The organism is Aureimonas populi (assembly GCF_017815515.1).
Classification (GTDB): Bacteria; Pseudomonadota; Alphaproteobacteria; order Rhizobiales; family Rhizobiaceae; genus Aureimonas; species Aureimonas populi.
Map to the genome: position 1 here is coordinate 1,597,915 of NZ_CP072611.1, position 21,385 is coordinate 1,619,299.

Here is a 21,385-nt window from a genome sequence, read left to right on the forward strand (position 1 = left end):
GGCATTCTGGCGCCGAGTCTAGCTTCAAATGCGCGCGAGTCCACCGCCGCCACATTACGCTTAAGACAGGCCGCAACGTGAAAACGGGCCGGACATCGCTGTCCGGCCCGTTTCCATGAAGGGCGCGCCGCCTATGGCTGCGGCGCGGGAACGATGGTGGTGCCGCCCGGAGCCGGAGCCGGGGCCGGGGCCGGGGCCGGCGCCGGCTCGCCGGCTTCGGCCGGCGCGGCTTGCGCCGGGGCTTCCCCGGTGGCCGGCGCCTCCTCGCCCGTGTTGGGCGTGGCGGCCTGCGGGTCGGTGGCCTCGCCGGTCGTGGCCGGGCTCTCGGAGATCGGCGCCGCGCCGCTGGCGGGATCGGTCGTGGCCGGGGCCTGCGGCTGGTCGGTGGCGGGCTGCGAGGGGTCGGTCCCCACCGTCGGCGGCGTCGCCTCGTCCTGCGGCGCGGCTTCCCCGCCCGGCGCGGCCTCGCCCTCGGCGGCGGGCTCCTCGGCCGGCGGCTCGGGCAGGGGGGCCGGGTCGTTGGAGAGCGTGCGCAGATAGGCGATCAGGTTGGCGCGGTCGCCGTCGTTGGAAATGCCGGCAAAGCCCATCGCGGTGCCGGGAATGTACTGGCGCGGATTGCGCAGGAAATGGTCGAGATGCTCGTAGTCCCACACCACCGTGGCCCCCTCGCTGAAGGCCTCCATGGCGGTGGAGTAGGAAAAGCCCGGATCTTCGGCCACGGGGCGGTTCACCACGTCCCACATATGCGGGCCGACGCCGGAGGGCGCGCCTTCCTCGGGGCTGTGGCAGGACTGGCAGCGGCGGAACACGGTGGAGCCGGCCTCGGCGTCCGCGTCCTGGAGCAGCGTGGCGATGGGCACGAAAGCCACCTCCTCCGCCGCGCCGCCCGCGCCCTCCTCCTGCGCCTCGATCACGTAGCCGGGCTGCTCCGGCACCCGGGAGGTGAAGATCGCCTCCGCCAGAAGGCTGCCGCCGAACAGCACGAAGACGGTGCCGAGCACGGCGCCGAAAATCTTGTTGGCCTCGAAAGAATCCATGAAACGGGCGGCTCCTCACCAGCCGGCAACTCCCGGGCCGACGAACGCATTCAAGAAATCGCGCGAAAACTAGGAGCTTTGCCCTTTTGAGGCAACATCTGTAAGTCCCCACGAGACCGGGCTCGAACCGCTTCGGCCGTGCCTCGCGAAGAAGGCGGCCGGGCGAGCGAGTTAGAACCGTTCTTGCATCGGCGCGCGCCAAGGATCAAGCGCCGGTTGCAACACAGACGCAAAATCGAGAGGGGCCGCACGGCCCCGCAAGGCCCGATATGAAAGCTCTCGTCCTGATTCCGGCCCGCATGGGCTCCACCCGGCTCCCCGGCAAGCCGCTGGCCGACATCGCGGGCAGGCCGATGATCGTGCACGTGGCCGAGCGCGCCACGGCCGCCGGCATCGGCCGTGTGGTCGTGGCCACGGATTCGCCCGAGATTCGCAAGGCCGTGGAGGCGGCGGGCTTCGAGGCGGTGATGACGGGGGGCCATCATCTCTCCGGCTCGGACCGCAGCTTCGAGGCCCTCACGCTGCTGGATCCGCGGGGCGAGGTGGAGGTGGTCGTCAATCTCCAGGGCGACCAGCCGACCGTGGAGCCGGCCTCGATCCGCGCGGTGGCCGAGCTTCTGGCGCAGGAGGCCGATTGCGACATCGCCACGCTCGCCGCCCCGATCACGCTGGAAAGGGAGCGGGCCGATCCGGCGGTGGTCAAGGTCGTCGGCTCCCCGCTGCCGGGCGGGCGGCTGCGCGCGCTCTACTTCACGCGCGCCAGCGCCCCGGCGGGGGAGGGCGAGCTGTTCCACCATATCGGCGTCTACGCCTATCGCCGCCGGGCGCTGGAGCGGTTCGTGGCGCTCGGCCCCTCGGCGCTGGAGCGCCGCGAGAGCCTGGAGCAGTTGCGCGCGCTGGAAGCGGGAATGCGCATCGACGTGGGCATCGTCGGCGCCGTGCCGCTGGGCGTGGATACGCCGGCCCAGCTCGAGGAGGCGCGGCGCAAGCTGCTTCCCCGCGCCGCCACGGGCCGGATCTCCTTCCAGGGCGAGCCGGGGGCCAATTCCGATACCGCCTGCCGCAACTGGTATCCGGCGCTCGAGCCCCTGCCGTGCCCGACCTTCGAGGACGCCTTCGCGGCGGTGACGAAGGGCGAGGCCGATCTGGCCATGATCCCCATCGAGAACACCATCGCGGGCCGGGTCGCCGATATCCATCACCTCCTGCCCATCTCCGGGCTGAAGATCGTGGGCGAGCATTTCCTGCCCATCCGCTTCCAGCTCATGGCCAAGAGGGGCGTGTCGCTGGAGGAGGTGCGCGAGGTCCACAGCCATATCCACGCGCTCGGCCAGTGCCGGGGCATCCTGCGCCGGCACGGCTGGAAGCCTGTCGTCTCGGGCGACACGGCGGGCGCCGCGCGCCTCGTCTCGCAGATGGAGGCGCGCGGCGCGGCGGCGCTCGCCCCGCGCCTGGCCGCCGATCTCTACGGGCTCGACATCCTGCTGGAAGACGTGGACGACGCGGCGCACAACACCACGCGCTTCGTCGTCCTGTCGCGCGCCGGCGAGGGGGACGAGGCGCTCTGGGCGCCGGCGGGCAACGGGCCGACCGTGACGACCTTCGTCTTCGAGGTGCGCAACCTGCCGGCCGCGCTCTACAAGGCGCTGGGGGGCTTTGCCACCAACGGCGTCAACATGACCAAGCTGGAGAGCTACCAGCTCGGCGGCCAGTTCACCGCCACGCAGTTCTACGCCGATGTGGAGGGCCACCCGAGCGACGAGCCGCTGGGGCGGGCGCTGGACGAGCTGGCCTTCTTCACCAAGCGGCTGACCATCCTGGGCGTCTATCCCGCCGCGCCCGAGCGCATCTGAAAATCGGGGGCCGGACAGCAAAAAGCCCCCGGAATGCGGGGGCTTGGCGTCTGCTGTCGTTCGGTGGGGAGGGTTTAGCGGCCCTGCTGCACCGCACGACGGATGTCGCCGCGCATCACGCCGATATCGGCGAGCATGCGGTCGTCCATCTCGCGCAGCTCGCTCACGCTGCGGCTGTAGTCGCGGTAGTTCTTGAGGCGGCGGGTGAATCCCGAAAACATCGTTTTTGTCCTTGGAGGGTGCATCTGTTCTGAGCATCCATATAGACCCTCCACCTGCCCACGAGGAGCGCAGATTTTGCACGTCTGTTGTGCATATTGTGCATGAGGCGGGCAGACGCATTGTCGAAATTCGGCCATGAAGCCGGGTTTCCGGCTTAGCCACCTAAAAATCGCCGCACGAGTTGATGCGCGATTGCATAATTTGAAGGCAGGCTCAGTCCGTCGGCATGGCGCCCCTCCAGCATGGCCTGCATCTCGGCGCGCGTGAACCAGCGGCACCCTTCCAGCTCCGCGTCCTGCATCGTGATGTCGCTTGTCAGGGCGCGGCCCCGGCAGCCGATCATCAGCGATCCGGGAAAGGGCCAGGGCTGCGAGGCTTCGTAGGCGACCTCGCCCACCATTATGCCCGCCTCCTCCTGCGTCTCGCGGCGCACCGCGTCCTCGATGGTTTCGCCCGGCTCCACGAAGCCGGCGAGGCAGGACCACATGCCGGGCTTGAAATGATGCTGCCGGCCGAGAAGCCCGTTCCCCTCGCCGTCGTGGATCAGCATGATCGCCACCGGGTCGGTGCGCGGGAAATGCATCTGCCCGCAGGCCGTGCAGCGGCGGCGATAGCCGGCGATCTCCGAAACGGTCCGCCCCCCGCACAGGCCGCAGAAGCGCGTCCGGCGGTGCCAGGTCAGGAGATGCTGCCCCTGCGCCAGCTCGCCTTGCGCCTCCGCGTCGAGCCGGGCCTCCATGGCGAGCGTGCGCAGGTCGAGTGGCTCGGCCTCGCCGGGCGCCTCCATGCCCTCCGGCAGGGCCAGCGCCAGGCGGGGCGCGCCATCCTCGCGCCGCCAGCCGAGCAGCACCGCCTCCTCCAGCGCGCCGCCCAGCGCCTGCGCCTCGAAAAGCGCGAAGGCGGGGTCCGCGCGGCCCTCCACCGTCCGGCACAGCCACTGCCCGCCGAGCGAGAGGAAGATGCGCGCATCCGCATGGCGCAGCGCCAGCGCCAGCGTTTCCTCGCTTCGCTCCTCCCCGGAGCGGACGAGGCGGTTGCCGCAAAAGCCCATGGCCGGCGCGGCTTGTGTGAGGAGCGCGCTCATGCCCGGCCCATCCGCCCGGCCAGCGCCAGCGCCAGCGCCTGTCCCTCGCCGGCCTCGTAGGGCGCCGCGCCCGGCCGGCCCCAGACCGGGCCGGGCCAGCCCTCGTCGCCCTCCTGCCGCGCGATGACGTGCAGGTGGAACTGGCGCACCATGTTGCCCAGCGCGCCGAGATTGATCTTGAGCGCCCCCGTCTGCGCCTTCAGTGCCTCGGCCGTCAAGCTGGCCTCCTCGGCCAGGAGCGCGCGCTCGGGCGCGGCCAGGTCGAACAGCTCCACAAGGCCGGGCCGCTCGGGAACGAGGATGACCCATGGCCAGCGCCGGTCGTTCATCAGGAGGGCGCGGCACAGGGGCAGGCGGGCGAGGGGGATCGTGTCCGCCTCAAGGCGCGGATCGAGGAGAAAGGAGGACATGGCGGCTTTCGGGGTGACTTTTCCGATTGCGGGCGTCCGGCGGCTTGCATTTGGCGCCGGCTCGAACGATATGGAGGCCGGGAGGTTGGTGGTGGACGAGCCACTCGCCAACCGGGTCAGGTCCGGAAGGAAGCAGCCCCAACGAGCTCCGGCACGGGTCATCGTGCCAGCCTCCCACCCTTTTCCCCCGTCCGGCCGCCCGCTTAGTAGAGCCACAGGACGGGATCGAGAACCCCCGTAGCCTGTAAATGCTCCGTGGTTTCGAAGGCGGGGATCGCCACGAGGAAGACGAGGCCGTCCAGCAGCGTTGCATAGAGGCGCCCGGTGCGCACGCTCAGCGTCTGCTGGTCCTTAAAGAGGCGCGGATCGGGCCAGAAGCGCGGCACGCTGCGCCGGTACGCGTCATAGGCCGGGCCGAACAGGCCCGCGAGATAGGTTTCCTCCCGCCGGATGACGATGCTGAACGCCGCCCAGCTTGCCAGGAGAAAGATCACGCCGAGGGTCAGGCTGCCGCTTTGCGCGCCCACGCCGCCCGCCGCCAGCGTCGAGAAGAAGTAGAGCGGGTTGCGCGTGATCGAATAGGGCCCGCTCCGCACGATCTCCACGTTCTTGCGCCCGCCGATATAGAGGGTGCACCACAGGCGGCCGGCGATGCCGAGGAGGATCAGGATGAGCCCGCCCGCTTCGACGGCCTCGTGGATCCGGTGCGATCCTGCCGGGGAAATGCCGAGCAGGGCGGCGAAGGCGGCCAGGATCAGGGCGGCGAGAACATAGCGCCGGCGGCGCTGGAAGAGGCTCATGTTCACGAGGACGGTCCCCAGGCACCGCCATGCCGGCGGCGCCTTTCCATCCATCGCAAGCATGGCGCGATTGCGGCGCCGGTCCGCCTCCGCCGGTCTTGCCGATTGCATTGTCGGCAAAGGCGGCTAGGTTCGCCGCGAAGAGACCTGTCGGGGCTGGGCGGATGGCACAGAGCGAGACGAGCACGCAGAGCGGGGCGAGCCCCTATCGCGTCCTTGCGCGCAAGTACCGCCCCCGCTCCTTCGACGACCTCATCGGCCAGGAGCCGATGGTGCGCACGCTCACCAACGCCTTCGAGGCCGGGCGCATCGCGCAGGCCTGGATGCTGACGGGCGTGCGGGGCGTGGGCAAGACCACGACGGCCCGCATCCTGGCGCGCGCGCTCAATTACGAAACCGAAACGGTCCACCGCCCCACCATCCACATGGGCGAGCCCGGCATCCACGATCAGGCGATCATGGAGGGGCGGCATGTGGACGTGGTGGAGATGGACGCCGCCTCCCACACCGGCATCGACGATATCCGCGAGATCATCGCGCAGGTGCGCTACCGCCCGGTCTCCGCGCGCTACAAGGTCTATATCATCGACGAGGTGCACATGCTCTCCACGCAGGCCTTCAACGGCCTGCTCAAGACGCTGGAGGAGCCGCCCGAGCATGTGAAGTTCGTCTTCGCCACCACCGAGATCCGCAAGGTTCCGATCACCGTCCTCTCGCGCTGCCAGCGCTTCGACCTGCGCCGCGTCGGCGCCGCCGAGATGATGGGCCACCTGAAGCGCGTTCTGGAGGCCGAATCGGTGGGGATCGACGATGAGGCGCTGCGCCTCATCGCGCGCGCCTCGGAAGGCTCGGTGCGCGACGCCCTGTCCCTCACCGACCAGGCCATCGCCCACGGCGCGGGCGCCATCGACGCCTCCACCGTGCGCGACATGCTGGGGCTGGCGGACCGGGTGCGCGTGCTCGACCTGTTCGAGCACCTGATGAAGGGAAACGCGCGCGCCGCCCTGGCCGAGCTTCGCGAGCAATATGCCAGCGGGGCCGATCCCGTGGTGGTGCTGAGCGATCTGGCCGATTTCACCCATCTCGTCACCTCGCTGCGCTATGTGCCGGAGGCGGCCGGGGACGCCTCCCTCTCGCCGGCCGAGGCCGAGCGCGGCGCGGCCTTCGCGGCCGGCCTGTCGGTGCGCACCCTGTCGCAGACATGGCAGATGCTGCTGAAGGCGATCGAGGAGGCGCGCCTCGCCGCCTCGCCCCGGCAGGCCGCCGAGATGGCGCTCATCCGCATCGCCCACGCCGCCGACCTGCCCTCGCCGGACGAGCTCCTGCGCATGCTGGAGCGCGGCGAGGTGCCCGCCGCGCCCGCCGGTGGCCCGGCCACTTCCGTGCCCTCCGCCGCACCCTCTGCCCCGCCTCGCCCGGCCGGCGGGGCGCCGGTCTCCGCCTCCGCGCAGCCCGCCGCGCCCGCGCCCCGCGCCGTGCAGGGCGGCGGTGCGCCGCAGGCGCGCTCCGGCGGGCCCAGCCTTGCCGCCATGCTGCTGTCGCCCGCGCCGCAGGCCGTGCCCATGCGCCCGGCCGTGCCCGGCGTGGACGAAAGCGCGCTGCCCGCCTCCATCGACGATCTGGCGAAGCTGGCGCTGGAGAAGCGCGATTCCCTGATGCGCACGCGCATCCGCCGCTATCTGCGCGTCAAGTCCATCGAGCCCGGCCATATCGAGACCGAGCTGGCCCCCGGCGCGCCGGCCACCTTCGCCAACGACCTGTCGCGCAAGCTCTTCGACTGGACCGGCCGGCGCTTCGTCGTCTCGCTCGTGCCCGCGGGCGGCGCCGAGACGCTGGAGGAGCGCGAGGCGCGCCGCCGCCGGGAGCTGATCGAGGAGGCGCGGGGCGACCCGGAGGTCGCCGCCATCCTCGCCGCCATTCCCGGCGCCACCGTGAAGGAGGTGCGCCTGCGGGGAGAGGTCGAGGAGCCTGTCGAGGACGAGCCCGTTGTCGAGGAGGATACGGGCCTGCCCGAGCGGGTGGACATCGACCCGGACGATCTCGACTGGGGCGAGCCGGCGGACGTGACCTTCGAGACCGAGGAAGAAGAGGACGAGGATCGATGAAAGACCTGATGGGCATGATGAAGCAGGCCAAGGCCATGCAGGAGAAGATGCAGGGTCTCCAGGCCGAGATCGCGGAGGTGGAGGCGCAGGGCCAGTCCGGCGGCGGCGTCGTCACCGTCACGCTGAAGGGCGCGGGCGAGCTGGTCTCCCTCTCGCTCGACCCCTCGCTCCTGAAGCCTGAGGAGGCCGATATCCTGGAGGACCTGATCGTCGCCGCCCATGCCGAGGCCAAGCGCAGGCTGGACGGCCTCATCGCCGAGAAGACGCAGGCCCTCACCGCCGGCCTCCAGCTTCCCGGCGGCATGAAGCTGCCTTTCTAGGGCGCCCGTGAAAAAGGCCGGAGCCGGTTCGCCGCCGGGGCTTTCTCGAGAAACGAACCGACAGGGCGGGCCGTTCGGCCCGTGAGAGACGACACGCCATGGCCAAATCCATCGCCGGCCCGGAGATCGAGCGGCTCATCCAGTTGCTCGCCAAGCTTCCGGGGCTGGGGCCCCGCTCGGCGCGCCGCGCCGCGCTTCATCTCGTCAAGCGGCGCGAGCAGCTTCTGGGGCCGCTCGCCGGCGCCATGGCCGAGGCCAACGAGAGCGTGCGCACCTGCTCCAACTGCGGCAATGTGGACACGCGCGACCCGTGCACGATCTGCGCCGATCCGGGCCGCGACCGCTCCACCCTCATCGTGGTGGAGGACGTGTCGGACCTGTGGGCGCTGGAACGGGCCAAGGCGCTGAACGCGGCCTATCACGTTCTGGGCGGCGTCCTCTCGCCGCTGGAGGGCATCGGCCCGGAGGAGCTGAACATCGCCCGGCTGGTGGAGCGGGTGGCCGAGGGCGGCATCGCCGAGATCGTCATCGCCGTGAACGCCACGGTGGAAGGCCAGACCACGGCCCACTACCTCATGGACCAGCTCGAAGGCTTCGACATCAAGATCACGCGCCTCGCCCACGGCGTGCCCGTGGGCGGCGAGCTGGACTATCTCGACGAGGGCACCCTCTCGGCCGCCATGCGCTCGCGCACGAAATTCTAGCCCCCATCCCGCCTCCGGTCCCGCACGCCTGCCGACCCGCCGTAACCGCGGCGACCCTGCCGGGGGGCCTGAAGCGGCAGAGGGCCCGAATGTGTGGATTGCCATCTGGCAGCTTTCGGCGGGGCGGACCCCGAAAGCTGCCAGGGGCCTATTGGTGAAACGTAACGGTTTCGTCGACAGGCGCCTTTTCAATGCGGTACCGGCTCGCAGCGGACGTCGTGTCGGGATAGCCGAACGAGATTCCGAACAGCATCTTCATCGCCGGATCGATGCCCAGGACCTCCCGCGCCGTATCGGCGAAAAACCCCAGCAACGTCTGTGGCACGCCGCCAAGTCCATGGGCTGCAAGCGCCAACAGGAACGTCTGTCCATACATTCCGACATCACCGGCGATGCGCACCGAATGAAACTCCGGCATGAACAGCAGGCAAACATGCGGGGCGCCAAAAAACTCCAGATTCTTACGGATCGCGGACTGTCGTTCGTCAAAATCCTCGATCGCGATACCCAGCGCCTGATAATATGCTGCGCCCTGTGCTTTCTGCCTTTCGCTATACGCGCCGTAGAACTCGCCATAGGAAAATGGGAAATCGGGCGTCATTCTGCCCTCGGCTTGAGGCGTACGGGCGAGGCGCAGGACGCAAGCCGCCGGCCGATTCCCGCGCGATCTTTCCCCCCATCTTCGCAACGCCCCCATACTCCCCCCACCGCCGGCCCGCGGATGGGCGCGAATGATCACCGGGATCGTTCGGGGGCCGGCGGGCGGCGTCCGCGGCGCGGCCTCTTCCGGAGGGGCGGCGACCCGGACGGACCCTCGCAGGCCGGGCGTCCCTCCACCAGGAGAGGGGCCCCAAGTCACGGGGCGCCGCGCGGAACCGGAGACAGCCCAACCGCCCCGTGGTGAGAGCCGGGGTGGAGATCGGGCCGAGGTTCCGGCGTTGGACAGGCGCGGACCGGGAAGCGGAGCGGAGGCTGGCACCCTCCGCAGGGTCTGGAAGACGCCGCGTGGGGCGCCGGAGGCGAGCCACATATAAAATACCAATCGGAGGCGAGCCTCCGGCGCTCCACCGCCCGTTCCCGTGCGGAACGGCACCATCCCTCACCGATCCGGCCGCCAAAGCGGCGCGGAAACGCGCTCGCGCATCATCCTCGCCTGCCGGCTCCCGAAACGCGACCCCCGCGCGAACCTCGCCCTTAACCGCGTCCCCCGCCCGTGCCCCGGCTCGCTCGCCGCGCCCGCGCGCCCTTGCCGCCACAGGGCCGACACAAGCCTGCCTGCTAGAATGCGCCCCTCGTAAGCTGGAGGAGATACGGCCCATGCGAATCGTCATCGTCTTTCTGGCGCTTCTGGCCGGCCTTGCCCCCGCTCTCGCGCAGGGCAATGTGGAAGCGGGCTTCAGGCCGTTCCTGGAAAGCGAGATCTGGCCGCAGGCGCGCGCGCAGGGCGTTTCGCGCGCCACCTTCGAGGCCGCGCTCGGCCGCGTCCGGCCCAATCTGCGCCTGCCCGACCTGGTGATGCCGGGGCAGGGCGCGCCAGTGGCAGAGAACCAGCACCAGGCCGAATTCCAAAGCCCGGCCAGCTATTTCGCCGAGAACCAGGTGGCCGGGCTGGCCAGCCGGGGGCGGCGGCTTCTCCAGGAGCACGCGGCCGTCATCGCGCGCATTGAGCAGCGCTACGGCGTGCCGGGGCCGATCATCGTGGCGGTCTGGGGCCGCGAATCGGCCTTCGGCTCGGCCTCCATCCCGCACGATGCCTTCGAGGTTCTGGCCACGAAGGCCTATCTGGCGCGCCGCAAGGAGATGTTCCGGGCCGAGCTCGTCGCGGCCCTGCGCATCGTGGAGGAGGGCCACTTGCGGCCGTCCGAGATGAAATCCTCCTGGGCGGGCGCGCTCGGCCAGCCGCAGTTCATGCCCACCAAGTTTCTGGAGCTGGCCGTGGATTTCGACGGGGACGGGCGCAAGGATATCTGGAACTCGGTGCCCGACACGCTGGCCTCCATCGCCAACTATCTGGCGGATGCCGGTTGGGTGGCGCGCCGGGACTGGGGCTTCGAGGCGAATGTGCCCGCAAGCGTCTCCTGCGCGCTGGAGGGACCGGACAGGGGCCGGCCGATCGCCGATTTCGTCTCTGCCGGCGTCGCCCGCGTCTCGGGCCGGCCGTTTCCCCCGCACGAGGCGCGCGCCACGGGTCATCTCCTGATGCCCGCCGGGCGCTTCGGCCCCGCCTTCATCGCCACGCCGAACTTCTACGTCATCAAGGCCTACAACAATTCCGACCTCTACGCCCTGTTCATCGGCCATGTGGCCGACCGGATGCGCGGGGCGGGGCCTTTCGCCGGCGGCTGGGCCTCGTCCGACAGGATGACGCGTGGCGACGTGGCGCGGATGCAGGAGCGCATGGTCTCGGCCGGCTACGATGTCGGCGGCGTGGACGGACTGGCCGGCTTCAAGACGCGCCGTTCCATCGGGCAGGTGGAGGAGCGCGCCGGGCTGGCCGCCACCTGCTGGCCGAACCGCGCGGCGGCCGGCCGCCTCGGCTGACAAGAGGGCGGGGGCGCGCTATCTCCCGGGCATCGCCGAGTTCCGAAAGACCCCGCCATGCCCACCGAACGCGCCGAACAGGCCGTCCTCACCCGCTCCATCGCCGCCACGCTGGTGGTCGGCAGCATCGGCGTGGGCTTCGGCATCCTCTCGGGCGCCCAGTCCATCATCTTCGACGGCCTCTTCTCGGCCGTGGACGCGGCGATGACCTTCCTCGCCCTCCTCGTCTCGCGCCTCATCGCACGCGACACCAGCGGCAGCCGGCGGTTCCAGATGGGGTTCTGGCATATCGAGCCGATGGTGCTGGCCTTCAACGCCGGCCTCCTGATGGTGCTGACGCTCTACGCCTTCATCAACGCGGTGACGGCGCTGGTGGAAGGCGGGCGGCAACTCGCCTTCGGCTGGGCCATCGCCTATGCCTCGATCGTGGTCGCGATCTGCGCGGTCATGGCCTGGACGGGGCGCCGGGCCGCCGCGCGCACCGGCTCGCAGTTCCTCATCCTCGACGCGAAGGGCTGGCTCATCTCCGGCCTCATCACCCTCGCGCTGCTCGTCGCCTTCGCCATCGGCTACGCCTTGCAGGGCACCGCGTACGAAGGGCTGACGCCCTATGTCGACCCCGCCGTGCTGGCCGTTCTCACGCTGTGCATCGTGCCGATGCCGTTCAGGATCCTGCGCGAGGCCATCGCCGACATCTTCCTCGTGGCCCCGCGCGAGCTGGACGAGGCGGCGCGGCGGGTGGCGGCAAAGGCGGTGAAGGATCACGGCTTTTCCGCCGCTCACACTTATGTCGCCAAGGTCGGCCGCTCGCGCATGATCGAGATCCACTTCATCCTGCCGCCGGGCTACGAGGTGGGCCCGGTGGAGCGGCTGGACGCGGTCCGCGAGGAGGTGGGCGCCGCGCTCGGCGGCGAGGCGAGGGACCGCTGGCTGACAGTGGTCTTCACCGGGCAGGAGCGCTGGGCGGTGTGAGCTGTCGCTCAGCCGAGGCAGAGCACCGGATGGATCGAGGGCTGCACCTTCGCGGTCGCGTCCGGCACGCTCTCCAGCGCGTCGTCGGCGTCGGCCGGGCTGAAGGTGATGTCGTGCTCCTCCAGGAACCGCGCCGCTGCCTCCGGCTGGATGGCGAAGTTGATCGACTGGGGAATATCGCCCGTCAGGTCTGCCACCGCCACCGCGTTCAGCTTTGCGGTGACGACGCCCACGACCCGGCCGGCGAGATCGATGACCGGCCCGCCCGAATTACCGGGCTGCACGGCGGCGGAGATTTGCAGATAGTCCGGGTCGTTCATCAGGCCGAGCAGCGAGGAGATGTTGCCGCGCGTCACATTGAGGCTGTCTGCCAGGATGGAGCGCAGCGGGAAGCCGAGCGCCAGGATGTCCTCGCCGAGGCGCGGCTTGCCGACGGCGATATCCAGCGGCTCGCCGATATCGCCCTCCACGCGCAGCAGCGCCAGATCGCGCGTCTCGTCCACGATCACCTCGGAGGCCATGCCCACGCTGCCGACCATCACCGTCTTGCAGGATTTGGCCACATGGGCATTCGTCAGGAGCCATCCATCGGCCACGGTGAAGCCGGTGCCCGAGGCGTCATAGGCCTTCTGCCCGTCCCGCGCCCCGCCGATCGGCCCGGAGGGCGCATGGGTCAGGGCATAGCTGTCGGCCGAGCGAAGCGCCGCCAGCGGGCCGGTGCCGTCCTGCGGCGTGCCGGAGAAGGGGGCGAAGGAACTGGCCGCAACGGAGATATAAGGCGCCAGGAACTCCGCCTCGCCGGCCGGATAGGCCACCGAGAATCCGCGAAGGTCGGAGCCCTCGCCGTCGAAGCGGATGAAGAACTCGCGCCCGTCCTCGGTGCCGGTCAGGATGAAATGGTCGCCGATGAAGTCGGCGGTGCGCACGCTTTTGGTGGGCGTCGGCTCACGCAGGATGTCGAAGACCTGCCGGAGGCCGTAGCCCTCTTCCATGAAGCGCACGGTCTCGATCTCGATTCCCCCGTCGGGGGCGCGCCACATGGAGCCCACCTCGGTGCGGCCGACCGGCGCCACGAGGGCGAAGGGCAGGCCGACGCGCACGCCGGTGCGCTCGTCATCCTCCCAGCCGAAGCCGAATTCGGCGATCCGGCGGTCGCTCTCCGCCACCAGAGACTGGAGGAACGCCTCCGTCATCACCCCGTCCGCCGCCATCGCGTTGCGGGCCTGGAAGTCGCGGATCGCGCGCAGCGTCTCGGGGCCGACATGTCCGGTGAAGGGGCCCGTATAGTCGCCGGTCCAGGCCAGACGCATCTGAAGGCCCTGGCGGAATTCGCGGTCGGTATGCTCGTTATACGCCTCGACCAGCTCGCCGGAGGCCTGGGTCGGAGACGCGAGGGCGGCGGCGGGCATCGTCAGGAGGACGGATGCGGTCAGAACTGCCTTCAATGTGCGCCGCATGTCACCCGGTCCCCGCGTTCAACCTCTCAAGACAGGCAAACGCAGCATGGTGAATTTCGATCCCGCCCGAATTCACGCTTTGTCAAGAGATGATGGGGCGGGATTGATTCCGTGTCCTCATCTTCATGAAAAGACTGACGATTCGGCTGCGCGATCACTCTCTCGCGAGCGCGGGGGCGCCGACTCCTCCTCGTCAAGGTCGATGGAGGCGATTCGCTCCCCGCGCCGCACCAGCTTCTCGGTGGAGACGACGATCTGGTCGATATCCCGGCCGGTCTGGAGGAAATGCGTCTTCAGCGCCGCCACCCGTGCGTCCAGCCGCTGCATGTCCGCGCCGAGCAGCGCGACCTCGCGCTGGATGCGCCCGGCCTCCTGTCGCATGCGGTGGTCCTTCAGGATCGCCTGCACCACCTGGATGGAGAGCATCAGGAGCGCGGGCGAGACGATGACCACGCGCGAGCGATGGGCCTTCTGCACCACGTCCTCGAACCGCTCGTTCAGTTCGGCGAAGATGGATTCGGAGGGCACGAAGAGGAAGGCGGTGTCCTGCGTCTCGCCCGGCAGGAGATATTTCTCCGCGATGGCGCGGATATGCACGTCCATGTCGCGGCGCAGCCTCTGGCCCGCGCTTGCGCGGCCCGCCTCGTCCTGCGCCTCGCGAAAGGCCGACCAGGCCTCCAGCGGGAACTTGGCGTCCACCGCCAGCGCCGGCGCGCCGTTCGGCATGGCGATCAGGCAGTCCGGCCGCTTGCCGTTGGAGAGCGTGGCCTGGAAGGAATAGGCCCCCGGCGGCAGCGCATCCGCCACGATGGCCTCCATCCGCCCCTGGCCGAAGGCGCCGCGCGCCTGTTTGTTGGCGAGGATGTCCTGAAGGCGCACGACCTCGCCGGCGAGGTTGCGGATCTCGCCCTGCGCCCGGTCGATCACCGCCAGCCTCTCGGCCAGCCGCGTCAGGCTCTCGCCCGTCTCGCGCGCGGCATTGCCGAGCGACTGGTTCACCCGCGCGCCCACCCCGTCCAGCCGCTCGGCCAGCACGCGGGTCATCTCCGTCTGCCGCCCCCCGAAGATCTCGGCCATGGTCTGCATGCGACCCGACAATTCGCCCTGCGAGCGCAGGAGCGCCTCGATCCGCTCCTCCGCCAGGGCCGCCCGTTCCTGCGCCTCCCGCCGGCCGGTGCCGAGGCGGGCGAGCGCGGCCAGAAGCGCCAGCCCCAGGCCGCAGACCAGCGCGAGGCCGAGCGTCACCGGAAAGCCCGCGAGGGTGAAGAGAGGCGAATCGAGAACGGCCGCATTCATCCGCGCAGCCTAACGCGCCCCGGCGGCAAGATCAAATGGTGAACAAACGCCGTGAGATTGACCGCGCGGGCGCGCCGGATTATCGCAACGGAATGACGATCAAGCCTCTCATCATCCTGCCCGATCCGGTCCTGCGCCAGGTCTCCGCGCCCGTGGAGCGGGTGGACGACGATTTGCGCCGCCTGTCCGACGACATGCTGGAGACGATGTACGATGCGCCCGGCATCGGGCTGGCGGCCATCCAGATCGGCGAGCCCTTGCGGATGCTGGTCATCGACCTTGCGAAGGAGGACGAGGAGAAGGCGCCCGTCACCTTCATCAACCCGGAGATCCTGGAGCGCTCGGACGCCCTGTCGGTTTATGAGGAGGGCTGCCTGTCCATCCCGGATTATTACGCCGAGGTGGAGCGTCCGGCGAGCGTGCGCGTACGCTATCTCGACCTTTCGGGACAGGAGCGCGAGATCGAGGCGGACGGGCTGCTCGCCACCTGCCTGCAGCACGAGATCGACCATCTGAACGGCGTGCTCTTCATCGACCACATCTCCAAGCTCAAGCGCGACATGGTCGTGAAGAAGTTCACCAAGGCGGCCCGCAAGGCCGTCGCCTGAGGGCGTCGGGCGCATGAGCCTTCGAACCGTCTTCATGGGCACGCCCGCCTTCTCGGTCCCCACCCTGCGGGCCCTGCACGAGGCGGGGCACGAGATCGCGGCCGTCTACACGCAGCCGCCGCGCCCGGCTGGGCGGCGCGGCCTTTCGCCCACACCCTCCCCGGTGCAGGTCGAGGCGGAGCGCCTCGGCCTTCCCGTGCGCTCGCCGGTCTCGCTGAAGGGTGCCGAGGAGCAGGCGGCCTTCGCCGGCCTGAAGGCCGATATCGCGGTGGTGGTGGCCTACGGCCTCATCCTGCCGCGGGCCGTGCTGGACGCGCCCCGCCACGGCGCGCTGAACGGCCACGCCTCGCTCCTGCCGCGCTGGCGGGGCGCCGCGCCCATCCAGCGCGCCATCGAGGCGGGGGATGCGGCCACCGGCATGATGGTGATGCGCATGGAGGCCGGGCTCGACACCGGCCCCGTGGCGCTGGCGCTCGAGACCGCCATCGGCGAGGGCGAGACGGCGGGCGAGCTGCACGACCGGCTCTCGCGGCTTTCGGCCGAGGGCATGGTGGAGGCGCTGGCCCGGCTGGAGGCCGGAACGCTCTCCTTCGAGCCGCAGGACGCGATCGCGGCGCGCACCGGCCGGCAGATGCTCTATGCCGGCAAGATCGACAAGGCCGAGACGCAGGTGGACTTCGCCGCGCCTGCCGCCTCCGTCGCGGCGAAGATCAACGCCTTCTCTCCCTTTCCCGGCGCCTGGGCCATGCTTGATCTGGGGCAGGGTCCCGAGCGCGTGAAGCTGCTGCGCGCCCGCGCCGAGGCGGGGGAGGGCGCGCCCGGAACGCTTCTGGCCGGCGGGCTGCGCCTGGCCTGCGGCACGGGCGCGGTGGCGCTTCTCCAGGTGCAGCGCGCCGGCGGCAAGCCGGTCAGCGGCGAGGCGCTCGTCAACGGCGCGCGTCTTGCGCCGGGCACGCGGATCGCGGCCCCCTGATGCCGCGCTACAAGCTGACGGTCGAATATGACGGCGCGCCCTATTGCGGCTGGCAGCGGCAGGCAAACGGCCTGTCGGTGCAGGAGGCGCTGGAGATCGTCCTGAAGGAGTTCTCCGGCGAGGACGTGACCGTCTTCGGCGCGGGGCGCACGGATGCCGGCGTGCACGCCACGGGCCAGGTGTGCCATATCGACCTCTCCCGCGCCTGGAAGGGCGAGACGGTGCGCGACGCGCTGAATGCGCGGCTGCGCGAGGCCGGCGGCGTGTGCGTGCTGAAGGCGGAAGCGGTGCCCGACAGCTTCGACGCGCGCTTTTCGGCCCGCAAGCGGCATTATCTCTACCGCATCCTCAACCGCCGCCCGCCGCCCACGCTCCTCAAGGGGCATGTGTGGTGGGCGTGGCGGCCGCTGGATGTGGAGGCGATGGACAGCGCGGCCAAACGGCTCCTGGGCACGCACGACTTCACCACCTTCCGCTCCACCCATTGCCAGGCCAAGAACCCGGTGCGCACGCTGGAGCGTCTGGATGTGACGCGCGCGCCGGGAGACGAGGTGCATATCCACGCCAGCGCGCAATCCTTCCTGCACAACCAGATCCGCTCGCTGGCCGGTTCCCTCAAGCTGGTGGGCGAGCATCGCTGGAGCGCTGAGGACCTCGTGGCAGCGCTCGAGGCGCGGGACCGCAAGCGATGCGGCCCCGTCGCGCCGCCGGACGGGCTCTACCTGACGGCCGTCGACTATACGAGCGCGATGCCGGTGACGTCGGCCACCGCCGCGTAGGCGATCAGCGATGCGACCACCGTCACCAGCACGATGGCCGAGGCGACGATGAGGTCCGCCGCCATGGCGCAGGCGACGAGCCGCACGGTCAGCACCATGGCGCCGAGCACCGCCAGCGGCGCCAGAAGCGAGCCCGCCTGAGACGGGCCTGCCATGAGGAGCGCGAGCCACAAGGGCGAGAGCGCCCAGGCCACGAGCGCGCTGCCCCAGTTCAGCGAGACGACGAGCGGCACGAGCTTGCGGGAGAAGCCCGCCGGGCGCGCGATCAGCATGAGCACGAGGATGGGGAACAGCCACGCCGTGGCGTCGGCGAAGAGATGCGCGCCGTAGAGCCCGAAAGCGCTCGTTTCGGGCGGCGGCACGGCCCGCTCCACCCGCTCGTACTCGATCCAGGAGAGGGCGAGAGGGGGAAGCGCCACGAGGAGCGCGGCGAAGGAGCCCCAGAAGCCGTCGGCCGTCAGGTCCAGCCGCTTCAGCCCGTCCGGCTTGCCGGCCATCAGGCGCGCGGCGCCGGAGAAGTAGCGCAGGATGTCGGCCAACGGCGGGATGAAGTCAGGCGTTGGCGGCGAACCAGCGGGCGATGAAGGTCTCATAGACACGCGTCAGGCTCTCCAGATCGGACAAGGCCACGCGTTCATTGGCCATATGCATGGTGCGTCCGACAAGCCCGAATTCCACAACCGGGCAAAAGTCCTTCACGAAGCGCGCGTCCGAAGTACCGCCGGAGGTGGAAAGCTCGGGGCGCCGGCCGGTCTCCTCCTCCACCGCTCCGGCCAGCGCGCGGGTGAGCGGCCCCTCTGCGGTCAGAAAGGCGTCGGCCACCGGCTCCTTCCACTCCACGCCCACGGTGAAGCCGTCCGCCTGCGCCACGCTCGCGGCAAGGCGCCGCTCGATCTCGGCGCGCAGCGTCTCGCCCGTCCACACATCGTTGAAGCGCACGTTGAAGGCGGCCGACACGCGCGCGGCGATGACGTTCGCGGCCCTGTTGCCGGTGTCCACGCTCGTCCATTCCAGGTTGGAAGGCTGGAAATCGGCCGTTCCCTCGTCCAGCGGCACGCCTTGCAGCGCCTCCATCACGGCGGGCAGCACGCGCATCGGGTTGCGCGCCCGGTGGGGGTAGGCGACATGGCCCTGCGCGCCGGTGATCGTGACGAGGCCGGACAGCGAGCCGCGCCGGCCGATCTTGATTATGTCGCCGAGCGCGTCCGGATTGGTCGGCTCGCCGACGAGGCACGCGTCGAAGCGGTGGCCGCGCTCTGCGGCGTGGGCGAGCAGCTTGACCGTGCCGTTGATGGCCACGCCCTCCTCGTCGCCCGTGATGAGGAGCGAGACCCGCCCCTCCTCCAGCGCGCCCTTTTCCACCAGCCGCGCCAGCGCGGCCACGAAGCAGGCGATGCCACCCTTCATGTCCACCGCGCCGCGCCCGAACATCTCGCCGTCCTCCACGGCGGCGGAGAAGGGCGGGTGCCGCCAGTCGCCCTCATCCCCCGGCGGCACCACGTCGGTATGGCCGTTGAAGGCCAGATGCGGCCCCCGCGTGCCGCGCACCGCCAGCATGTTCTCCACGTCCGGCGTGCCCTCCTGGCGGAAGACGGGCCGCTCGACGGAAAAGCCCATCGGCTCCAGCATGGCCTGGAGCGCGGTGAGGGCGCCGCCCTCGGCCGGCGTGACGGAGACGCAGCGGATGAGGGCTGAGAGATTCGCGGCGGGGTCGGTGGGCAAACGGGTCATGGGTCGGTGATAGCGGGGCCGGGCGGCGGCGCCAAGCCACGGAAACCGATGCAGATTCGCAACGCTCGCCGTTTCTTGATAACGGTTCCGTCATCTTTCGTCCGGCGCGGCCTTTTTTCGGCCCATCTGCCGCCGGAAACGAGGGTTGGGACAATGGCTAGAGGGGCCTTGGATATGCTGTCGTGCGCGGTCGGATCGTCTGTCGTTTCTCGTAAACGCCTGCCTCGCCTCCTCGCCGCGCTGACGCTGCCCGTCCTCCTCTCCGCCTGCGTTTCCGGCGAGGGCGGCATGGTGGGCCTTGCCGAGGTCGGCACCCCGCAGGCCGTGGCCGCGCAAGGTGCGGACGGCGCCCCGGTCGCGGTCCCGGGCGAGAAGCCGGCGGTCGAGACGGCCGAGGCCAAGGGCGGGCAGGCCACCGTCACCGCACTGGCGCCCAGCTCCGCCGTGCGCCAGGACGGCACCATCTCCGGCTCGGCCGCCATCGACCGGATGATCGAGGAGGCGGCGGCGGAAGCCGGCGTGCCGCGCGAGCTCGCCTTCGCCGTCGTGCATGTGGAAAGCCGCTACAATCCGAAGGCGCGGGGCGCGGGCGTCTACGGCCTGTCGCAGATCAAGCCGGCCACGGCCCGCTCTCTGGGCTTTTCTGGCTCGACCGAGGACCTCTTCGATCCCCGCACCAATCTGCGCTACGGAATGCGCTATCTGAAGGGCGCGTGGGAGAAGGGCGGCAAGGACATCTGCCAGGCCTCGATGAAGTACAAGGGCGGCCACCGCGCCACCGCGATGACGCGCTCGGCCCAGACCTATTGCTCCAACGTCAAGCGCCACATGGCTGCCATCACCGGCCGGCCCGCGCCGAGCGAAACGCAGGTGGTCGAGCTGCCCGGCGTCGAGACGCCCGCCGCGGCGGCGGCCATCGCGCCTGCCACCCGGCCGGCCAGCCCGGCGGCGGCCGCCATCGAGACCAGCCGCGTGGCGGCGGCCGTGGCGCAGGGTGCCGCGACGCCGGAGACGGGCGCGGGCGATGCCGCCGAAGCCGTTGCGGAGGCGGCGGCGCAGGCCGCTCCCGCCGAGACGCAGGCGACTGACGCCGCCCCGGAGGCCGAGGCGGTGCAGGAGGTCGCGAGCGCCTTCGCCGAGCCGGACACCGCCCGCTTCGGCGACTGAGGCTCACGGCCCGCCCGGGACCCCGGCGGGGCCGCGACCGCGGCTAGCCGCGCAGGAGATCGTTGATCGAGGTCTTGGAGCGCGTGCGCTCGTCCACGCGCTTCACGATGACCGCGCAATAGAGATTCGGACCCGCCTCGCCATTGGCCAGCGGGCGGCCGGGCAGGGAACCGGCGACCACCACCGAATAGGGCGGCACCTCGCCATAGAGGATTTCGCCCGTCTCGCGGTCGACGATCTTGGTGGACTGGCCGAGGAACACGCCCATGCCCAGCACCGAGCCCTCGCGCACGATGCAGCCCTCCACCACCTCCGAGCGCGCGCCGATGAAGCAGTTGTCCTCGATGATGGTGGGGCCGGCCTGAAGCGGCTCCAGCACACCGCCGATGCCCACGCCGCCGGACAGGTGCACATTCGCGCCGATCTGCGCGCAGGAGCCGACCGTGGCCCAGGTGTCCACCATGGTGCCCTCGCCCACATAGGCGCCGAGATTGACGAAGGACGGCATCAGCACCGCGCCCTTGCCGATGAAGGCGGAGCGGCGGACGATGGCGCCGGGAACGGCGCGGAAGCCTTCCGAACGGAAGCGGTTCGCGCCCCAGCCCTCGAACTTGGAGGGCACCTTGTCCCACCAGGGCGCGCCGCCCGGCCCGCCCTCGATGATCTCCATGTCGTTGAGGCGGAAGGAGAGGAGCACGGCCTTCTTCAGCCACTGGTTCACCACCCACTGCCCGTCCGCGCCCTTTTCCGCCACGCGCCGCGCGCCGCTGTCCAGAAGGCCCAGCGCCGCCTCCACGGCCTCGCGCACCTCGCCGGTGGTGGAGGCGGAAATGCCGTCCCGCGCCTCGAAGGCCGCGTCGATGGTCTGTTCGAGGCCGGAATGATCGGACATGGGGCTCGTCTCCTTGGGATTGCTCGCTCGGGCGGGGATTAGGCGAGGCGGCGCGCAGGGTCAATCGGAGGCCGGGGAACCGGCCCGCGAGCTCTCCCGTTCCGATAGGAGCGAACGGCAGGAAAGGGTCCGGCGATGGCCTCCAATCTCGACAAGACGATCCGCGAGCAGCAGGCCAGGGACGTGACCGAAACGGTGGCGCCCGACGAGACGCGCGAGCGGGCGCGGGCGGGCGACTCGGACGCGGCGAGCAGCGCCGCCCGCAAGGCCGCCATGGACCACCCGATCGCCGATCCGGCGAAAGGGCAGGACGACGTGCTGTCCGCCAACGAGGCGAGCGCCGGCCACGATGGCGACCGGCGGCCCCACGGGCACCAGAAGGGACCGCTGGTGGGCAGGGGGCGCTCCATCCTCGGGCGCTGAGGCCTCCC

At 70.4% G+C, this 21,385-nt stretch carries 22 protein-coding genes, 1 other RNA gene and 1 pseudogene; 13 read left to right on the top strand and 11 right to left on the bottom strand.

Annotation, left to right across the window (positions count from 1 at the left end; genetic code table 11):
• Positions 1-131: 131 nt before the first annotated feature.
• Positions 132-1,040 (bottom strand): c-type cytochrome, encoded by a 909-nt coding sequence (locus tag J7654_RS07355; RefSeq protein WP_209739468.1) that lies wholly within the window; start codon positions 1,038-1,040, stop codon positions 132-134.
• Positions 1,041-1,339: 299 nt separating this feature from the next.
• Here J7654_RS07355 and J7654_RS18335 point away from each other — a divergent pair.
• Positions 1,340-1,972: pseudogene (locus J7654_RS18335) on the top strand (3-deoxy-manno-octulosonate cytidylyltransferase); the annotation flags it as partial.
• A gap of 57 nt (positions 1,973-2,029) precedes the next feature.
• Entirely contained in the window at positions 2,030-2,893 is an 864-nt protein-coding gene (locus J7654_RS07360) for a prephenate dehydratase (protein WP_245195752.1), read from the top strand.
• A 74-nt stretch (positions 2,894-2,967) separates the two neighbouring features.
• Here the strand turns inward: J7654_RS07360 and J7654_RS07365 are convergent, their stop codons facing one another.
• From J7654_RS07365 to J7654_RS07375, 3 genes are all read right to left on the bottom strand, one after another.
• Positions 2,968-3,114 (bottom strand): DUF1127 domain-containing protein, encoded by a 147-nt coding sequence (locus J7654_RS07365; RefSeq protein ID WP_209739469.1) that lies wholly within the window; start codon positions 3,112-3,114, stop codon positions 2,968-2,970.
• 155 nt (positions 3,115-3,269) lie between these two features.
• Entirely contained in the window at positions 3,270-4,199 is a 930-nt protein-coding gene (gene nudC / locus J7654_RS07370; RefSeq protein ID WP_209739471.1) for an NAD(+) diphosphatase, read from the bottom strand.
• Entirely contained in the window at positions 4,196-4,609 is a 414-nt protein-coding gene (locus J7654_RS07375; protein WP_209739473.1) for an HIT domain-containing protein, read from the bottom strand. The genes nudC and J7654_RS07375 overlap by 4 nt, the downstream gene beginning before the upstream one ends.
• A gap of 80 nt (positions 4,610-4,689) precedes the next feature.
• Between J7654_RS07375 and ffs the strand changes: the two genes are divergently transcribed.
• Positions 4,690-4,787, top strand: an RNA gene (ffs, locus tag J7654_RS07380) — signal recognition particle sRNA small type.
• Between the two features lie 25 nt (positions 4,788-4,812).
• Here the strand turns inward: ffs and J7654_RS07385 are convergent.
• The gene (locus J7654_RS07385; RefSeq protein WP_209740313.1) at positions 4,813-5,409 is read right to left on the bottom strand and encodes a methyltransferase family protein; all 597 of its coding nucleotides are present in this window, start codon (positions 5,407-5,409) and stop codon (positions 4,813-4,815) included.
• Between the two features lie 164 nt (positions 5,410-5,573).
• Here J7654_RS07385 and J7654_RS07390 point away from each other — a divergent pair, with 164 nt between their 5' ends.
• The 3 genes from J7654_RS07390 to recR all read left to right on the top strand — a co-directional run bounded on the left by J7654_RS07390 (position 5,574) and on the right by recR (position 8,538).
• Complete coding sequence (locus J7654_RS07390; RefSeq protein ID WP_209739475.1) at positions 5,574-7,514, top strand: DNA polymerase III subunit gamma/tau; 1,941 nt, start codon at positions 5,574-5,576, stop codon at positions 7,512-7,514.
• A complete protein-coding gene (locus tag J7654_RS07395; RefSeq protein WP_209739477.1) occupies positions 7,511-7,834 on the top strand; it encodes a YbaB/EbfC family nucleoid-associated protein in 324 nt (107 codons plus the stop codon). The genes J7654_RS07390 and J7654_RS07395 overlap by 4 nt, the downstream gene beginning before the upstream one ends.
• 98 nt (positions 7,835-7,932) lie before the next feature.
• A complete protein-coding gene (gene recR, locus J7654_RS07400; RefSeq protein ID WP_209739479.1) occupies positions 7,933-8,538 on the top strand; it encodes a recombination mediator RecR in 606 nt (201 codons plus the stop codon).
• Positions 8,539-8,686: 148 nt separating this feature from the next.
• Here the strand turns inward: recR and J7654_RS07405 are convergent, their stop codons facing one another.
• On the bottom strand, positions 8,687-9,139 hold the full coding sequence (locus tag J7654_RS07405; protein ID WP_245195709.1) for a nitroreductase family protein: 453 nt from the start codon (positions 9,137-9,139) through the stop codon (positions 8,687-8,689).
• A 716-nt stretch (positions 9,140-9,855) separates the two neighbouring features.
• Here J7654_RS07405 and J7654_RS07410 point away from each other — a divergent pair.
• Entirely contained in the window at positions 9,856-11,079 is a 1,224-nt protein-coding gene (locus J7654_RS07410; RefSeq protein ID WP_209739481.1) for a lytic murein transglycosylase, read from the top strand.
• 57 nt (positions 11,080-11,136) lie between these two features.
• Positions 11,137-12,051 carry a cation diffusion facilitator family transporter gene (locus J7654_RS07415; protein WP_209739483.1) on the top strand — a complete coding sequence of 305 codons (915 nt, stop codon included), beginning with the start codon at positions 11,137-11,139 and terminating at the stop codon, positions 12,049-12,051.
• A gap of 8 nt (positions 12,052-12,059) precedes the next feature.
• Here the strand turns inward: J7654_RS07415 and J7654_RS07420 are convergent, their stop codons facing one another.
• Both J7654_RS07420 and J7654_RS07425 read right to left on the bottom strand, forming a co-directional pair.
• Positions 12,060-13,508: a serine protease gene (locus J7654_RS07420; protein ID WP_209739485.1), complete on the bottom strand. Its 1,449-nt coding sequence runs from the start codon at positions 13,506-13,508 to the stop codon at positions 12,060-12,062.
• A gap of 123 nt (positions 13,509-13,631) precedes the next feature.
• Positions 13,632-14,804, bottom strand: a complete 1,173-nt coding sequence (locus tag J7654_RS07425; protein ID WP_209739487.1) for a DNA recombination protein RmuC — start codon at positions 14,802-14,804, stop codon at positions 13,632-13,634.
• Positions 14,805-14,896: 92 nt separating this feature from the next.
• Here J7654_RS07425 and def point away from each other — a divergent pair, with 92 nt between their 5' ends.
• Genes def through truA form a run of 3 tightly spaced genes read left to right on the top strand, consistent with a single transcriptional unit; the run spans position 14,897 to position 17,164 of the window.
• Positions 14,897-15,412: a peptide deformylase gene (def, locus tag J7654_RS07430; protein ID WP_209739490.1), complete on the top strand. Its 516-nt coding sequence runs from the start codon at positions 14,897-14,899 to the stop codon at positions 15,410-15,412.
• 13 nt (positions 15,413-15,425) lie between these two features.
• Positions 15,426-16,385, top strand: a complete 960-nt coding sequence (gene fmt, locus J7654_RS07435; protein WP_209739492.1) for a methionyl-tRNA formyltransferase — start codon at positions 15,426-15,428, stop codon at positions 16,383-16,385.
• Positions 16,385-17,164, top strand: a complete 780-nt coding sequence (gene truA / locus J7654_RS07440; protein ID WP_209739494.1) for a tRNA pseudouridine(38-40) synthase TruA — start codon at positions 16,385-16,387, stop codon at positions 17,162-17,164. Before fmt ends, truA begins: the two co-directional genes overlap by 1 nt.
• Here the strand turns inward: truA and J7654_RS07445 are convergent.
• A complete protein-coding gene (locus J7654_RS07445; RefSeq protein ID WP_245195710.1) occupies positions 17,122-17,703 on the bottom strand; it encodes a hypothetical protein in 582 nt (193 codons plus the stop codon). The two genes, truA and J7654_RS07445, sit on opposite strands and share 43 nt — an antisense overlap.
• 13 nt (positions 17,704-17,716) lie before the next feature.
• Positions 17,717-18,895 (bottom strand): succinyl-diaminopimelate desuccinylase, encoded by a 1,179-nt coding sequence (gene dapE / locus J7654_RS07450; protein WP_209739496.1) that lies wholly within the window; start codon positions 18,893-18,895, stop codon positions 17,717-17,719.
• 174 nt (positions 18,896-19,069) lie between these two features.
• Here dapE and J7654_RS07455 point away from each other — a divergent pair, with 174 nt between their 5' ends.
• Positions 19,070-20,062, top strand: a complete 993-nt coding sequence (locus J7654_RS07455; RefSeq protein ID WP_209739498.1) for a lytic transglycosylase domain-containing protein — start codon at positions 19,070-19,072, stop codon at positions 20,060-20,062.
• A gap of 43 nt (positions 20,063-20,105) precedes the next feature.
• On the opposite strand, the gene dapD is transcribed toward J7654_RS07455, so the two are convergent.
• Positions 20,106-20,954: a 2,3,4,5-tetrahydropyridine-2,6-dicarboxylate N-succinyltransferase gene (dapD, locus tag J7654_RS07460; RefSeq protein ID WP_209739500.1), complete on the bottom strand. Its 849-nt coding sequence runs from the start codon at positions 20,952-20,954 to the stop codon at positions 20,106-20,108.
• A 135-nt stretch (positions 20,955-21,089) separates the two neighbouring features.
• On the opposite strand from dapD, the gene J7654_RS07465 reads away from it, so the two are divergent.
• Complete coding sequence (locus tag J7654_RS07465) at positions 21,090-21,377, top strand: hypothetical protein (protein ID WP_209739502.1); 288 nt, start codon at positions 21,090-21,092, stop codon at positions 21,375-21,377.
• Positions 21,378-21,385 lie beyond the last annotated feature (8 nt).